The sequence below is a fragment of the Bradyrhizobium sp. URHC0002 genome, assembly GCF_054059515.1.
This window is the reverse complement of record NZ_JBSSCF010000001.1, coordinates 2394721-2410021: the sequence shown is the minus strand read 5'-3', so window position 1 is coordinate 2410021 and position 15301 is coordinate 2394721. Positions and strand designations below refer to the sequence as shown.

The 15301-nt window shown below is 62.8% G+C and carries 19 protein-coding genes and 1 pseudogene; 5 read left to right on the top strand and 15 right to left on the bottom strand.

Annotated features, from left to right (window positions below):
* Window positions 1–20: 20 nt before the first annotated feature.
* Window positions 21–743 carry an aquaporin Z gene (aqpZ, locus tag ACVWVY_RS11470; RefSeq protein WP_456626475.1) on the bottom strand — a complete coding sequence of 241 codons (723 nt, stop codon included), beginning with the start codon at window positions 741–743 and terminating at the stop codon, window positions 21–23.
* 254 nt (window positions 744–997) lie between these two features.
* Between aqpZ and rpsU the strand changes: the two genes are divergently transcribed.
* Together rpsU and ACVWVY_RS11460 are read left to right on the top strand one after the other, a co-directional pair.
* Complete coding sequence (gene rpsU, locus ACVWVY_RS11465) at window positions 998–1303, top strand: 30S ribosomal protein S21 (RefSeq protein ID WP_057838472.1); 306 nt, start codon at window positions 998–1000, stop codon at window positions 1301–1303.
* 218 nt (window positions 1304–1521) lie between these two features.
* Complete coding sequence (locus ACVWVY_RS11460) at window positions 1522–2163, top strand: tetratricopeptide repeat protein (protein WP_456626474.1); 642 nt, start codon at window positions 1522–1524, stop codon at window positions 2161–2163.
* A 124-nt stretch (window positions 2164–2287) separates the two neighbouring features.
* Here the strand turns inward: ACVWVY_RS11460 and ACVWVY_RS11455 are convergent, their stop codons facing one another.
* From ACVWVY_RS11455 to ACVWVY_RS11390, 14 genes and pseudogenes are all read right to left on the bottom strand, one after another.
* Window positions 2288–3358 (bottom strand): hypothetical protein, encoded by a 1071-nt coding sequence (locus tag ACVWVY_RS11455; protein ID WP_456626473.1) that lies wholly within the window; start codon window positions 3356–3358, stop codon window positions 2288–2290.
* 196 nt (window positions 3359–3554) lie between these two features.
* On the bottom strand, window positions 3555–3839 hold the full coding sequence (locus ACVWVY_RS11450; protein WP_456626472.1) for a cupin domain-containing protein: 285 nt from the start codon (window positions 3837–3839) through the stop codon (window positions 3555–3557).
* Window positions 3840–3860: 21 nt separating this feature from the next.
* A pseudogene (locus tag ACVWVY_RS11445) lies at window positions 3861–3983 on the bottom strand (ionic transporter y4hA); the annotation flags it as partial.
* 32 nt (window positions 3984–4015) lie between these two features.
* Window positions 4016–4822 (bottom strand): alpha/beta hydrolase, encoded by an 807-nt coding sequence (locus tag ACVWVY_RS11440; protein WP_456626471.1) that lies wholly within the window; start codon window positions 4820–4822, stop codon window positions 4016–4018.
* 19 nt (window positions 4823–4841) lie between these two features.
* Entirely contained in the window at window positions 4842–6239 is a 1398-nt protein-coding gene (locus ACVWVY_RS11435; RefSeq protein WP_456626470.1) for an NAD(P)(+) transhydrogenase (Re/Si-specific) subunit beta, read from the bottom strand.
* A 43-nt stretch (window positions 6240–6282) separates the two neighbouring features.
* The gene (locus ACVWVY_RS11430) at window positions 6283–6600 is read right to left on the bottom strand and encodes a proton-translocating transhydrogenase family protein (protein WP_334443013.1); all 318 of its coding nucleotides are present in this window, start codon (window positions 6598–6600) and stop codon (window positions 6283–6285) included.
* An 11-nt stretch (window positions 6601–6611) separates the two neighbouring features.
* Complete coding sequence (locus tag ACVWVY_RS11425; protein WP_456626469.1) at window positions 6612–7739, bottom strand: Re/Si-specific NAD(P)(+) transhydrogenase subunit alpha; 1128 nt, start codon at window positions 7737–7739, stop codon at window positions 6612–6614.
* Window positions 7740–7873: 134 nt separating this feature from the next.
* The gene (locus ACVWVY_RS11420) at window positions 7874–8026 is read right to left on the bottom strand and encodes an aa3-type cytochrome c oxidase subunit IV (protein ID WP_456626468.1); all 153 of its coding nucleotides are present in this window, start codon (window positions 8024–8026) and stop codon (window positions 7874–7876) included.
* Window positions 8027–8109: 83 nt separating this feature from the next.
* Entirely contained in the window at window positions 8110–8496 is a 387-nt protein-coding gene (locus ACVWVY_RS11415; RefSeq protein WP_456626467.1) for a type II toxin-antitoxin system death-on-curing family toxin, read from the bottom strand.
* The gene (locus tag ACVWVY_RS11410; protein WP_456632172.1) at window positions 8493–8753 is read right to left on the bottom strand and encodes an AbrB/MazE/SpoVT family DNA-binding domain-containing protein; all 261 of its coding nucleotides are present in this window, start codon (window positions 8751–8753) and stop codon (window positions 8493–8495) included. The genes ACVWVY_RS11415 and ACVWVY_RS11410 overlap by 4 nt, the downstream gene beginning before the upstream one ends.
* Window positions 8754–8882: 129 nt before the next feature.
* On the bottom strand, window positions 8883–9503 hold the full coding sequence (locus ACVWVY_RS11405; RefSeq protein ID WP_456626466.1) for a dioxygenase family protein: 621 nt from the start codon (window positions 9501–9503) through the stop codon (window positions 8883–8885).
* A 70-nt stretch (window positions 9504–9573) separates the two neighbouring features.
* The gene (locus ACVWVY_RS11400) at window positions 9574–11436 is read right to left on the bottom strand and encodes a M3 family oligoendopeptidase (protein WP_456626465.1); all 1863 of its coding nucleotides are present in this window, start codon (window positions 11434–11436) and stop codon (window positions 9574–9576) included.
* A gap of 44 nt (window positions 11437–11480) precedes the next feature.
* Window positions 11481–11924, bottom strand: coding sequence for a hypothetical protein (locus ACVWVY_RS11395; RefSeq protein WP_456626464.1), 444 nt, complete (start codon window positions 11922–11924; stop codon window positions 11481–11483).
* Window positions 11921–12253: a helix-turn-helix domain-containing protein gene (locus ACVWVY_RS11390; protein ID WP_456626463.1), complete on the bottom strand. Its 333-nt coding sequence runs from the start codon at window positions 12251–12253 to the stop codon at window positions 11921–11923. Before ACVWVY_RS11390 ends, ACVWVY_RS11395 begins: the two co-directional genes overlap by 4 nt.
* A gap of 78 nt (window positions 12254–12331) precedes the next feature.
* Between ACVWVY_RS11390 and ACVWVY_RS11385 the strand changes: the two genes are divergently transcribed.
* The 3 genes from ACVWVY_RS11385 to ACVWVY_RS11375 all read left to right on the top strand — a co-directional run bounded on the left by ACVWVY_RS11385 (window position 12332) and on the right by ACVWVY_RS11375 (window position 15032).
* A complete protein-coding gene (locus ACVWVY_RS11385; RefSeq protein ID WP_456626462.1) occupies window positions 12332–12673 on the top strand; it encodes a hypothetical protein in 342 nt (113 codons plus the stop codon).
* 119 nt (window positions 12674–12792) lie between these two features.
* The gene (locus ACVWVY_RS11380) at window positions 12793–13437 is read left to right on the top strand and encodes a TerC family protein (RefSeq protein WP_456626461.1); all 645 of its coding nucleotides are present in this window, start codon (window positions 12793–12795) and stop codon (window positions 13435–13437) included.
* 104 nt (window positions 13438–13541) lie between these two features.
* A complete protein-coding gene (locus ACVWVY_RS11375; protein ID WP_456626460.1) occupies window positions 13542–15032 on the top strand; it encodes a sigma-54-dependent transcriptional regulator in 1491 nt (496 codons plus the stop codon).
* Window positions 15033–15301: the final 269 nt, after the last annotated feature.

Here is a 15301-nt window from a genome sequence, read left to right as displayed (position 1 = left end):
GCCTGCCGCGAGATCGCAGATCAGGCCCTCTTCAGGCCTTCCACGACGCCGGCAGGCTCCTCGCTGAGCCAGCGATAGACCACGCCGCCGAGCGCGCCGCCAATTAGCGGCGCAACCCAGAACAGCCAGAGCTGCGCCAGCGCCCAGCCGCCGACGAACAGCGCAGGCCCGGTGCTACGCGCGGGATTCACCGACGTGTTGGTGACGGGAATGCTGACGAGATGGATCATCACCAGCGCCAATCCGATGGCGAGCGGCGCAAAGCCCGCGGGCGCCTTGCCGTGGGTGGCGCCCATGATGATGAACAGGAACATCATGGTCATCACCACCTCGGTGATGAAGCAGGCCATCATGCTGTACTGCCCGGGCGAATGCGCATCAAAGCCATTGGACGCAAAACCCTTGCTGACGTCGAAGCCGGGCGCGCCGCTTGCGATCACATAGAGCAGCGCCGCGGCGACGATCGCGCCGATCACCTGCGCGATCATGTACGGCAGAATCTGCGACGCCGGAAAGCGCCCGCCTGCGGCGAGACCAACCGTTACTGCGGGATTGAGATGGCAGCCTGAGATGTGGCCGATCGCGTAGGCCATGGTCACGACGCTCAGGCCGAACGCCAGGGACACCCCGAGCAGGCCGATTCCGACCTGAGGAAAGCCGGCCGCGATGACCGCGCTGCCGCATCCCGCAAAAGTGAGCCAAAACGTGCCGATCGCTTCAGCGGCATATTTTTTGGTATTCATTACTCGCCTCCCGCATGTTTTGTGTTGCTGGATGCTAGGGAGGCGCCGTGAAGGGCTCGTTATTTGAGGAAATCGAGCCCGTATCGGCGAATCCCGCGCATTTTCGTGGCGTTCCCAAGCCAAAAACCGCCTTCTCAGGTGGACATTAGCAGTTTTGTCTGCTACATGCCCGCGTTCAGGGTTAAGGGCCAGGCCTTTCGCCGGCCCTTTACTTTACCAGAATTCCTATCCGATCAATTGAAAGAGGATGCCGCGTGCAGGTTCTCGTCCGCGATAACAATGTCGATCAAGCCCTCAAGGCGCTGAAGAAGAAGATGCAGCGCGAGGGTATTTTCCGCGAGATGAAGCTCCGCGGACACTACGAAAAGCCCTCCGAAAAGAAGGCCCGTGAAAAGGCCGAAGCCGTGCGCCGCGCGCGCAAGCTGGCCCGCAAGAAGCTGCAGCGCGAAGGCCTGCTGCCGATGAAGCCGAAGCCGGTGTTCGGCGCCGGTCCCGGTGGCGATCGTGGTGGCGCTGGCGGCCGCGGTGGCCCGGGCGCAGGTCCGCGCGGACCGCGCTGAGCGTGCTCTAAAAAGATTTGAGTTGAAAACGCGGGCCTCGGGCCCGCGTTTTTGTTTTCGCCAACCGAAGATCCGGCACTATGGGATTATCGGCGCTGGTGTGCGCGCGTGCTGATCACCCGCATCTCCTTCGGCGACCGTTACGGCTATTTTCACCGATGCATTTTGCGATTCATCGGGTTAGATGCCGTACTGGACAAGCGAGAGTATTCCGCTGCATGGCCGTTACGGATTGCAATGCCCTTCCCTGCGCTTCGCGCTTCACGGCCGTCCCCATCGCGCTGCTGGCGGTCGTTCTTGCCTATCCGCTCGGCGGCTGTTCGTTCGACCTGGGATCATGGGGATCGGACAAGGAGAAGCTGCAGGCCGAGCAGAAACCGACCGGCACGATCAATGGACAAAGCGCCAGCGACGCCCAGGGCTACGCTGCCCGCGGCCAGGCGCTCGCCAAATCCGGCAAGACCGAAGCAGCGCTGGCGGAATTCGACCGCGCGCTCACGCTCGATCCCTACAACGTGCCGGCCCTGTACGGCCGTGGCCTGATCCATCAGGCCGACAAGCAGCATGAGCAGGCAATCGCGGATTTCACCGCAGCCAACGGCTTGACGCCGCAACGGGTCGAGCCGCTGCTGGCGCGTGCAACCAGCTATCTCGCCGTCGACAAGGCAAAGGAAGCCGCTTCCGATCTGGACGAGGCGGTGCAGGCCGACCCCAACAGCGCGCAGGCCTGGTCGGCACGCGGCGTCACCTACGAACGTCTGGGCGACAAGGCCAAGGCATTCGCCTCCTATGGCCGCGCGCTCGCACTCCGCCCCAAGGACGAAGCCGCGCGAAGCGGGCTCGCGCGCACCGGCGGTTAGAGCCTTCTCGCTTTTGATTGAATCAGGAGCCGGGCTGCAGCCTTGCTTGCGCGTTTTCCTTGCGCCAAGCAGAAGCCCCTCGGGTCAAGTCCGAAGGAATGCATCGCCGGAAGACGTCATAGACTTATTTCGGTAGCACCGCGTGGAAGATCGACTTGGCGGTCGACAGCGCGTCCTCGGCAGCCGCTGTCGCACGTTCACGCACGGAAGGCTCCGCCATTTCGGCACGCAGATCGAGCGGACGCGAAAGCGGAATCTCCGCAGGCGGGGTTGGGCGGTTCGGATCGACAGCCTCAGCATAAGGCGGCCGTGGCTGCGACGGCGCCTGACCACGGGGGTCGCCGGCTGGCGTGCCCGAGATCATGATCGGCGGCGGCAGCGGGCGAAGCGCCGGCGGATTCACGGCGGCCGGCGCATTGGCGACCACGGGTGCATGCGCGACCGAAGGTGCGTTCACGACCACGGGCGCATTCGCTACCTTCGGCGCCTCGGGAGCACGGGCCGTCTCGGTGGCACGCGAAGAGGCTTCGCCGTTGGCGCGCAGGCGCTCGATCGCGGCGCGCGCCAGATCATTGGCATCGCGCCGTTCCTCCGGCGCAGCCGCAGTCTCGACAGGAGCGGCCGGCGCTGCCGCCGCAACCGGAGCTGCCGAGGACGCCACTGGCTGGATGGGCGACGGCAGCACGACCCGGATCTTTTCCTTTTCGCGCGGCGCAGCTGCCTGACGGCGCTGGTCGGTGTCAGCCGGGCTTTCAGCCGATTTCACATCGGACTTGGGATCGGCAGACTTGGCATCAGCAGACTTGGCATCGGCAGACTTGCTATCAGGGGACTTGGTGTCGGTTTTGGCGTCAGCCTTTGCTTCGGCCTTCGCTTCAGTCTTATCCTGGGCCTTTTCCACCGCCGCCGGCCGTTCGGCAGCGGTCTTCTCCATGATGGCTTTCTCGGAGATTCCCCTCGCCTTGACACCGGCAGCCGGAAGATTGCTGACACTGGCCGTGGTCTCAGCCGACTTGGCGTCGGATTTGGCTTCCGCCTTGCCATCCCCCTTGGGATTGGCAGTGGACACCGCAGCGGCAGGAGCATCCGCGGCAGGCTTGCTCACGATGTAGTGGTTGACGATGTACGCCCCGATGACTGTTGCGGCCACCGACGGGAAGATGTCCACCGCAAATTTCTTCAGGTAATTCAGCATTCCGGCCACTCCGCGCGGTCCATCAATTGCCGGAACTTTGAGGCACATTGAGGGATCAACTGCGACGGATCGGTGGCAATTCAGCAGTTCCCGTGCAGATCGGGCGGGACCGGCTTGGGTCGGTTAAAAATTGCCTAACTGGTTCGGGGACATAGGGCGAGCCCGGAAACAGAGCCTGGAACCCGCGGCCAGGTGGTCAGGGCTTCAGTTCGACCTCCAGAAACACGATCTCGGCTGCCGTCTCGTTGAGCACGTCGTGCTGGACGCCGGCTTTCCGGAAATAGGATTTGCCGGCCCCCAGCTGCGCCTTGGCGCGTTCGCCGTTCGGCGCGACGATGGTCATCTCGCCCGAGGTCACCGGCACGATCACATAATCCATCCCGTGGGTGTGATGCCCGGTAGCGCTGCCGGGCGGCAGCCGCCACTCGGTGACACGGACTTCTGCTGTATCGACCTGAACGTCGGATTTCGCGGCAAGCATATCGGGTTCACTCCGGGGGAATTACGGCACGAATACCATGAACGGGAACACCGCGAACACCAGCATATGCACGAGCCCGAGCAGGATGTTGGTGCGGCCGGTGCCGAAGGTCAGCATGCTGATGACGAAAGTCAGCACCACCATCTCCGGCACTATGCAGCAAACAACCGCCGCCGTCAGCCTCCTGCGGCGTTGATGAATTGCCGCGCCGTTTCAATCGCGCCGAAACTGCCGAGATTCTCGTGACCGCCTCCGGGAAACCGGACGAACTGCTTTGGCTCATGGGCGAGAGCAAACAGCCGCTCGCCAAAGACGATGGGAATTGCGGGATCGTTGCTGCCATGCATGATCAACAGCGGAACGGTGACCCGCGCGATGCGCTCGTCGGACCGGAACTGATCCCGCATCACCAGCCGCACCGGCATGAACCAGAACAGCGATGCGGCGACATCCGCGGTCGACGTAAAAGGCGCTTCCAGAATCAGCTTTCCGGTCCGTTGCTCCGACGCCAGCGCCACCGCAACGCCGGTGCCAAGCGAAAAGCCCCAGACGACGATGCTGTCCGCACTGTACCGCGCCGTCGTGAAGGCGTAGGCCGCAGCGGCGTCCTGCAGCAACCCGCGCTCGCTCGGCCGCCCGCTCGATCCGGCATAGCCGCGATAAGACAGCGCGACGACCCCGGTCCCGTCGGCGATGATGTCGCGGAAGCGGCCAAAGAAGCCGGCGAGAAAATCGCCGTTGCCATGGAAGTAGAGAATGACGGGGCGGCCGGGCCTCGCCGGGACATGCCAGAGGATGACTTTTTCACCGTCCGCCGTGGTCAGGACATGTTCTTCGGCGTCCGGGAAGCCCGCCTCCTGCGGCGCCGTGCGCGCGGTTGTCGGAACCGGAAACAGGAACGAGCGTTGCGCGAAGAACAGCACAACGAGACCGCAGAGATAGCCGGCTGAGACGACAATCAGGAGCCATTTCAGCGCGGTCATGATTGCCTGCGGGGGTGAATTACATCCCCTTGACGATGTTCTCGGTGACCTTCTTGGCGTCGCCGAGCAGCATCATGGTGTTGTCGCGGTAGAACAGCGGGTTGTCGATGCCGGCATAACCCGAGGCCAGCGAGCGCTTGATGAACATCACGGTGCCGGCCTTCCAGACCTGCAGCACCGGCATGCCGTAGATCGGCGAGGTCTTGTCTTCTTCCGCGGCCGGGTTGGTGACGTCATTGGCGCCGATCACGAAGGCGATGTCGGCCTGGGCAAATTCGGAGTTGATGTCCTCGAGCTCGAACACCTCGTCATAGGGCACGTTGGCTTCCGCCAGCAGCACGTTCATGTGGCCGGGCATGCGCCCCGCAACCGGGTGGATGGCGTACTTCACCTCGACGCCCTCCTTCTTCAGGAGGTCGCCCATTTCGCGCAGCGCATGCTGGGCCTGCGCCACCGCCATGCCGTAGCCCGGCACGATGATCACCTTCTGCGCGTTCTTCATGATGAAGGCCGCGTCGTCGGCCGAACCGAGTTTTGCGGGCTTCTGCTCGCCGCCGGCACCGCCGGCCGCTGCGGTTTCGCCGCCGAAGCCGCCGAGGATGACCGAGATGAAGGAACGGTTCATCGCGTGGCACATGATGTAGGAAAGGATCGCGCCCGAGGAGCCGACCAGCGCGCCGGTGATGATCAGCGCGGAGTTGCCGAGCGTGAAGCCGATGCCGGCCGCAGCCCAACCCGAATAGGAGTTCAGCATCGAGATCACGACCGGCATGTCGGCGCCGCCGATCGGGATGATCATGAGCACGCCGAGCACCAGCGCGATGATCGTGATCAGCCAGAAGTCGAGCGCGCTGCCGGACCGGACCAGGCCGAAAATGAAGAACACCAGCGCAAGCGCGAGCGCGATGTTGATGATGTGGCGGCCGGGCAGGATGATCGGGGCGCCGCTCATACGCGCGGAAAGCTTGAGGAAAGCGATCACCGAGCCGGTGAAGGTCAGCGCGCCGATGGCAACGCCGAGCGACATTTCAACCAGGCTGGAGGCGTGAATGGCGCCGGGCTTGCCGATATCGAAGGCTTCGGGCGCATAGAACGCGCCAGCCGCGACCAGCACCGCGGCCATACCGACCAGCGAGTGGAAGGCTGCGACCAGTTCCGGCATCGAGGTCATCGGGACCCGGCGGGCGATCACGGCACCGATGCCGCCACCGATGGCAATACCGAGGATGACCAGCACCCAGGCGACGCCGTCCGCCGGCGGATGACTGGCGAGCGTGGTGGCGACCGCGATCGCCATGCCGATCATGCCGAACAGATTGCCCTGGCGGGACGATGCCGGGCTCGACAGTCCGCGCAGCGACAGGATGAACAGCACACCCGCCACGAGATACAGAATTGCAGCCAGATTGGCGTTCATCTCAGGTCCCCATTTGCCTTTGTCACCACGAGGTGCACGCCGTTCACTTCACCTTCTTCTTGTACATCGCCAGCATGCGCTGGGTGACAAGGAAGCCGCCGAAGATATTCACACAGGCGAAGATCAGCGCGATGAAGCCGAAGCCGCGTGCCCAGCCCGAGCCGCTGGAGATCATTGGGACGCCGACCGCGAGCAGCGCGCCGACCACGATCACCGAGGAGATCGCATTCGTCACCGACATCAGCGGCGTATGCAGCGCAGGCGTCACCGACCAGACCACGAAGTAGCCGACGAAGACGGCGAGAACGAAAATCGAAAGCCGGAATACGAAGGGATCGACGACTTGGGCGATGTGCTCCATGGCTTCTCTCCTTAGGCTTTCGACTGGAAGTTCGGATGGATGACGGCGCCGTCTTTGGTAAGCGCGGTGGCTTTCACGAGTTCGTCGTCCCAGTTGACTGCGAGCGCCTTGTTCGCCTTGTCCACCATCGTCTCGATGAAGTTGAACAAATTGCGGGCATAGAGGCTGGATGCCGATTGCGCGACGCGGCCGGCGACATTGGTGTAGCCGACGACCTTGATGCCATCGAGATCGACGACTTCGCCGGCCTTGGCGCCCTCGACATTGCCGCCGCGCTCGACGGCGAGGTCGACCAGCACCGAGCCCGGCTTCATCGATTTCACCATCTCGGCGCTGACGAGCTTTGGCGCCGGCCGGCCCGGGATCAGGGCCGTCGTGATGACGATGTCCTGTTTCTTGACGTGCTCGGCGGTGAGCGCGGCCTGCTTGGCCTGGTACTCTTTCGACATTTCCTTGGCGTAGCCGCCGGCGGTCTGGGCGTTCTTGAATTCCTCGTCCTCGACGGCGAGGAACTTTGCGCCCAAGCTCTCGACCTGCTCTTTCGTGGCCGGGCGCACGTCGGTTGCCGTGACGACGGCGCCGAGCCGCCGCGCGGTCGCGATCGCCTGCAGGCCGGCGACGCCGACGCCCATCACGAACACTTTCGCCGCCGGAACGGTGCCGGCCGCGGTCATCATCATCGGGAAGGCGCGGCCAAAGGATTCGGCGGCCTCGATTACCGCGCGATAGCCGGCGAGGTTCGCCTGGCTGGACAGCACGTCCATCACCTGCGCACGCGTAATGCGCGGCATCAATTCCATCGCAAATGCCGAGACGCCGGCATCCGCGATCGTCTTCAGCGCCGCCTCATTACCGTAGGGGTCCATGATGGCGATGACCAGCGCGCCGCGCTTGTATTGCGAAAGCTCGGAGGCTTCAGGCCGCTTCACCTTGATGATGATGTCGGCGTCCTTCAGCGCGTCCGCGCTGACGGTGGCGCCGACGGCGGTGAATTCGGAATCCGGCAGGCCCGACTTGATGCCCGCACCCGGCTCGACCGCGACTTCGGCGCCGATCGCCTTGAATTTCTTCACGGTATCCGGGGAAGCGGCAACCCGCGGTTCGGACGGATCGATTTCCTTGGCAACGGCAATCTTCATAAGGCCTCCCGCTGCGCGGCAGGCGCGCGCAAGCAAACTAGCGTCTTTTTCGCTTAGTTGGATACCGGTTTCGCAACCGGCATGCGTGCTAATTTCTGGCCACCGCCGGCGTGGGCGGTGCAGGCAGCGATGCGTCAGGTCAGGAAGTAGCCCATCAGGGCGACAATGAGCACGACGGCGGCGGTGCCGTATTTGACCAGCATGATGAACCCCTCATAGGTCTGCTCATGGGCCACATAGTCGTTGCCGTCAGCGGTCGTGTAGGCCACTTCGCTATGGTCTGCCATCGGTATCCCCCGTCAAAATCCGCGTTTCTCGCGTGCAATTACCGCAAAGCGTTTGGGAGGGCAACGGCCCCCTGCCTATCGGGTCATTCGGAAGGCCAATTATCCCGGATCCAGCGGGTCAGGCCCTCTTCGTTTACCTCGCTTGCCGCGAGGGAGAGGATGATGGCCGTGGCATGCGCCGGGTCGGGCGCGAAGGGTATGTCGTTGCTGCGCAGGAAGACCATCATGGCATGGAACGCAATCCGCTTATTGCCGTCCACAAAAGCATGATTGCGCGCGAGACCGAAGGCATAGGCCGCGGCGAGTGCAGCCATATCCGTCTGTCCGTAATTCCATTGATTGACTGGCCGCAAAACGGCGGACTCAAGAAGGCCTCGATCCCGAATGCCTTCCGGTCCGCCGAATATTGCCAGTTGCTCGGCGTGCATGTCGATAACCTCATCGACATTGAGCCAAATTGGCGCACTCATTTTGCAAGCGCGGCAAACGTATCGCGATACTCGTGCATGACCTGGCGGGCGATTTCCATGGTCCGTGCGTGCTTGGGGTCGAATGGCGAGAGCCGCAGGCTGCCATCCGGTTGCTCGACCGGATAGAACTTGTCCCCCTCCTTGAGCTTGAGCCGCGCAAGAAGCTCTTTCGGCAGGATGACACCAACCGAATTGCCAATCTTCCGAATTTGAAGGGCGGTGTCCTCAAGCTTGTATTCGCGAGAGGCCTCTTCCATTCCGCGGGGGGCTTTGGTCATTGCACAGGCTCCGTTATACAATATGTATAACACGACCTCGCAAGCCGTTCAACAGATGTATTACGTCACCTACCCCCAGCTACTGCTGTCTCGCCCGTGGCCCGAAAGCTACCCGACCACGAAGTCGAAACGCCCCGCCAGCCATCCCGCGTTCTTGGCCGTACGTATCTGCAAGTCCTTGCGGAACAGGCTGTCGGAGCGGTTTTTTGACTCGCCGGGAAAATAGAGCTGGGTGGTCAGCACGTTTCCGTCGCGCGGCTGCACCTTCACATGGATGTGGCGCGTGCGGCCGGGATAAATGCCGGGCACGATGCTGCGCAACCGATAACGGCCTTCCGCATCGGAAAATTGATGACCGCGAAGGCGGAAGCCGGAATTGTCGTAGCGGCCCTTGTCATCCGCCTGCCAGAAATCCAGCAAGGCGCCGGCGAGCGGTTTGCAGGCACGACTGAGCACGAAGCCAACCAGTTCGATCGGCTGCCCTGCCATGCCCTCTTCGAACAGCTCGATTCGTTCAGGCGACGACGGCTTGAAGTACGGACCTTCGGTTTGCGGCACTGTGGCGTCGTCGCCGTCGTGGCACGCAGGCGTCGCGGCAAGCGGGGCCTGAGCCACGCTGCCATCGGCCATGAGCAGCGAACCGGCTGCGAAGACTCCCGCTCCAAGGACAACGCGCCGCGTCGGGGTGTCGATCATGGGGCCCTCCCCTTTTGTCGTCACCATCATCATGGCGGGCGACGGCGGCTGAAATTGTGTCCGCGCCCATCACAAATCCGTTTCGTGGCCGCACGCGACCCCGTCAGCCCATCGCTTCCAACTCGTCGATCATGCCTGATATGACCGACAGCCCGCCGTCCCAGAATTTGGGATCCTTGGCATCGAGCCCGAACGGCCTCAGCAGTTCGGAATAATGCTTGGTGCCGCCGGCTGCGAGCATGGCGAGATAACGCTCGGCAAAACCCTCCGAGGCGTTCTCGTACACCGCATACAGCGAGTTCACCAGGCAATCGCCGAACGCGTAGGCGTATACGTAGAACGGCGAATGGATGAAGTGCGGAATGTACATCCAGAAATTCTCGTAGCCCGGGCGGATGTCGATGGCCGGCCCGAGGCTTTCACCCTGCACGCTGAGCCAGATCTGGCCGATGCGCTCGGCGGTCAGTTCGCCGTTCTTGCGCTCGGTGTGCACGGCGCGCTCGAACGAATAGAACGCGACCTGCCGCACCACGGTGTTGATCATATCCTCGACCTTGCCGGCGAGCAGCGCCTGGCGCTGCCTGGCGTTCTTGGTCTGCGACAGCAGCCGCTTGAAGGTCAGCATTTCGCCGAACACGCTGGCCGTCTCCGCCAGCGTCAGCGGCGTCGGCGCCATCAGTGCTCCATTTTTAGCCGCCAGCACCTGGTGCACGCCATGACCGAGTTCATGCGCCAGCGTCATCACGTCGCGCGGCTTGCCCTGGTAGTTCATCAGCACATAGGGATGCGCCGACGGCGTGGTCGGGTGCGAGAACGCGCCCGGAGCCTTGCCCGGCCGCACCGGCGCGTCGATCCAGCGATCGGTGAAGAAGCGTTCCGCGATCGCCGCCATCTCGGAAGAGAAGCCGCGATACGCCGTCAGCACCATCTTCTGCGCTTCGGGCCAGGCAATGGTGCCGGTCGCCGCAAACGGCAGCGGCGCGTTGCGGTCCCAATGGGCGAGCTTCTTCTTTTTGAACCAGCCGGCTTTCAGATTGTAGTAGCGGTGGGAGAGCCGCGGATAGGCCGCGCGAACCGAGCCGACCAGCGCATCGACGACCTCGCGCTCGACGCGGTTGTTGAGGTGGCGCGAATCCGCGACATCCTGGAAACCGCGCCAGCGATCGGAAATCTCCTTGTCCTTGGCGAGCGTGTTGGTGATGAGCGCAAAAGTCCGCTCATTGTCCTTGAAGGTCTTCGCCAGCGCCTGTCCGGCAGCCTTGCGCTTTTCCGGCGCGCGGTCCTGCAGCAGACTGAGCGTCGGCTCGATCGCCAGTTCCTTGGCCCCGACCTTGAAGCGCAGGCCCGAGATGGTCTGGTCGAACAGCCGATTCCAGGCGGCATAACCGCTCTGGGATTTTTCGTGAAACAACTGCTCGACGCGATCTTCGAGCTGATACGGCTTGTCCTTGCGCAGATCCTCGATCCACGGCCGGTAGTGAGCGAGCTCGGGCGCCTGCATCGCGCGCTCGATCACGGCATCGTCGATGCGGTTGAGTTCAAGCGCGAAGAACAGCAAATGCAGCGAGGCCGCCGTCAGGCGCTCGGAAACGTCGCCATAGAATTTCGAAAGCACGGGATCGACGCTGTCGCCGGCATGAACGAGGCCGGCATAGGAGCCGAGCCGGCCGGCGAGATCGTCGATCGCCTCGTAGCGCCTGACTGCCCCGGCAAGCCAGCTTCCGCCGTCGTCGCGGGCAACGCCTTCCGCCAGCCTGCCCTTGTAATCCGCTTCAAAAGCGGTGCAGTCGGCATCCATCTTTTGCAGATCGCGCGCGATTTCGGGCGCGTCGATGCCGGAATAAAGATCGGCGAGGTTCCATTCCGGCAATTTGCCGGTTTTGGATTTGGCTGTGGCCGCCTTGCTGCCCGTGGCTGATTTGCGGGACGTCTTGCCGGCTCTGGAGGTCGCAGATTTCACGCTCATGACACTTTCAAAATTGGGAGGTGATCAGGAAATGGACGGGAAGATCAGGCCAAAGCCGCAAGCTGCGGTACGAACTGGACGAACAGCTCTTCGCCCTCGACGAGCCACGGCTCTGCCTTTTCATGGAGCGTGCTGCGAATCGCACACCACAATGTGATCGCACGTACCATCAGCCAAGAGGTCGACGGAACCGCGGCCTTCGCGTGCAGCGCGACAAGATCCAGGTTCCGATGCTCGAACAGCAGCCGGCCCGATCCGTCGTCCAGGATGTAACGTCCGTCGATCCGCGATACGCACACCTCGCAGGCCTGTTCCGGCAGCGGACCCAGCAGATAGAACTGGACGTCGCCCTTCTCGGTCATGCCGGTTTCCCACTCACGCCCGGTCCCCGGCGCCATCGCTGCGCCGAGCGCCGCGACAAGGGTGCTGAGTTCCTTTTCGCTCCATTCGCCGCTGTCTTGTTTGCGCTCGAACGCAACCACGCTCATTTGCTTTCTGCTCCGAACAGCAGCCGGTACAATTCCGGCTCGTAGTACATTAACAGATGCCTAGCGAAGGCGGCCTGTTCAAGGCCCAACTCGCGCGCCCATGCTCCCATGATTTCGGTTGGAACACGACTGAACCCGTTCTCGACCTGCGAGATGAAGGTGTAATATTTCAAGCCGAGGCGTACCGCGAGATCGGCCTGCGACAATTCGGCCTCCGCCCTTCGCTGCTTCAGCCAGTCCCCAGCCAGTTTGCGCAATTGCTTGGCATCCGTCGCCGCCTTGCCGGGCAGCCGTTCAGCGAAAACATCTTGATGTTTTCCTCGTTTCATGATTACTAAACTATCAAAATTGAATTGCTGGGTAAGTCATGTTCCCTACCACAATTCCAGTGCGCGAATAACAATCCGATGGCCTTCCTGGACCGCAGTCACACTGTCCCAACGAGCCACCGGGCAACCGCGGCGCGGGGCAAGGAGCTGTTCGCGGGGATCCTGCTGATCGCGCTGATTGTGACCCTGGGAATCCGGAACGTGGTGCCGGCGGACGCGCTGGCGCCTGCAATCGTCACCCTGCTCTTTGTCGTTGCCGTAATGACGGCCGGCTGCGCGCTGTTCTGCCGGCGCGATCGATTCCGCATCATGTGGTTCGACCTCGCCGGGAGCCTGACGTTCATCGGTGTCGTCCTCTCCGTTCTGATCGAGCCGGACCAGATGGTCAGGCTCTTCCCCCTCTCGGATCAACCTGAGTAACGGGAAAGCATTTTTCCGCAGTCTGACTGCGTCTTTTTCTACGCACGTCCAAGCCCGGGCCCCTCTGGCAGTTCAAGCGAACTGCGATGTCGGATTGGACCATCAACGGAGTGGCCCGAATGCTGGAATTAATCACCTCGCAGCACCTGACAGCGCTTTTCCAGGTCATCATGATCGACCTGGTGCTCGCCGGCGACAATGCGATCGTCATCGGGCTTGCAGCCGCCGGGCTACCCGAGGGGCAGCGCAAGAAGGCAATTCTGATCGGCATATTGGCGGCAACGATTCTGCGCATCGGCTTCGCTTCCGTCACGGTCCAACTGCTGCAGATCATAGGACTGCTGCTCGCAGGTGGCGTTTTGCTGCTTTGGGTTTGCTGGAAGATGTGGCGCGAGTTGCGTATGTCGCATCATCATCAACCGAAATTGCAGAGTCTTTCAGCCGCGAGCACGATCGATGTGTCAGCCGGTGCCGGTCATCAAAAGACGCTGAGCCAGGCCGTATGGCAGATCACGATCGCCGACGTCTCGATGTCGCTCGACAACGTGCTGGCGGTCGCCGGCGCTGCGCGCGAGCATCCGATGATTCTGATATTCGGCCTGGCGCTTTCCATCGCGCTGATGGGGCTCGCCGCCAACTTCATCGCGCGCCTCCTGGAAAAGCACCGCTGGATCGCCTATGTCGGCCTCGCGATCATCCTCTATGTGGCTTTCGACATGACCTACCGCGGCGTGCTGGAGGTGTGGCCACACCTCAACGCTTAGTGCCCGCGCCCTAAGGATGCCATTTCCAACAATTAAGCGTCCGTTAATCGGCATCGGCGAAAGTGCCCCGATTCGATACATTTCAGTAGCGTGCGGGGAGAGCCATGGCTGCCACCATTTTGATTGCCGACGACGACGCCGTGCAGCGCCGTTTGGTTGAAAACATGGTGCAGAAGTGCGGCTACGAGCCCTTGGTCGTCGATAGCGGCGACGCCGCCGTGGCTTTGCTGACCGCCCCTGATGCGCCGGCGATCGACGCGGTGGTGCTCGACCTCGTGATGCCCGGCCTCGACGGGCTCGGCGTGCTTTCAAGAATGCGTGAAGCAGGCCTGAGCATCCCGGTCATCGTGCAGACCGCCCATGGCGGCATCGACAATGTGGTTTCGGCGATGCGCGCCGGCGCGCAGGATTTCGTGGTCAAGCCGGCGAGCTTTGAACGGCTGCAGGTGTCGCTGCGCAACGCGCTCAACACCTCCGCGCTCAAGGGCGAGCTGCAGCGCATCCGCCACAGCCGCGAAGGCCGGCTGACTTTCGCCGACATCATCACCCGCAGCGAAGCCATGGCAGCCGTGCTGCGCACCGCGCAGAAGGCGGCTGCCTCAAGCATTCCGGTGCTGGTCGAGGGCGAGTCCGGCGTCGGCAAGGAATTGTTCGCCCGCGCCATCCACGGCTCCAGCGAACGCAAGTCCAAACCGTTCGTCGCGGTCAATTGCGGCGCCATCCCCGACAACCTCGTTGAATCGATCCTGTTCGGTCATGAGAAGGGCGCCTTCACCGGCGCCACCGAACGCCACATGGGCAAATTCGTCGAAGCCTCCGGCGGCACACTGTTTCTCGACGAGGTCGGCGAGCTGCCGCTGGCCGCGCAAGTAAAGCTGCTGCGCGCGCTGCAGGAAGGCACCGTCGAGGCGGTCGGCGGCCGCAAGCCTGTCAAGGTCGACGTCCGCATCATTTCCGCGACCAACCGCAAGCTGCTTGACCTCGTGAAGAACGGCGCGTTCCGCGAGGACCTGTTCTACCGGCTGCACGTGCTGCCGTTGACGATCCCGCCCTTGCGGATGCGGCGCGAGGACATCCCGCATCTGCTGCGCCACTTCCTGGCGCGCTTTGCCGCCGAGGAAAACCGCACCATCACCGGCATCAGCGGCGAGGCCGTGGCCCATCTCGCGCAGCTCGATTGGCCCGGCAACATCCGCCAGCTCGAGAACACGGTGTATCGCGCCGTCGTCATGAGTGAGGGCGACCAGCTCGGGCTGTCGGATTTCCCGCAAGTCCTCGGTCAGTCCGTACCGGACGGCCAGCTGGCGCACAGCGAACCTTTGATCGTCGCGCCATCGACGGCGCCTGCCATGGTTTCGGGTAGCGATATACCGATCGCCCCGCTCGCCACCGCCGGCAGCCTTGCGATGCTGACCGCCACCGGCGAGGTGCGGCCGCTCGAAGACATGGAGAACGAGATCATCCGTTTCGCGATCTCGCATTATCGCGGTCAGATGTCGGAAGTCGCGCGCCGGCTCAAGATCGGCCGCTCCACGCTCTACCGCAAACTCGATGAAGCTGCCGCCAACGACCCGGCCGAAGGGGACGCGAACTGAGCGGCCGGCGGTCGCGCGATTATGGCGCCCCCATGGCAAAGATCGTGGCAAACCAACGACATCCGCCGTTCGGAAGCTTTTGAACCGTGGCTTGGCGGTGACAGACAAAAGGCGGGGAGCGTGGCAAAACCATGCAACCCGAATGTAACGGGTAGTTTGAGGTCAGTTTGTCGTGAGTTGCCCCGCATGGCGCTGGCTGCATGAGAGGGGCATATGTATCGTCTGCGTTTGAACCGTGGCGTGCAGGCGTACGACTGAGAACCGACCGA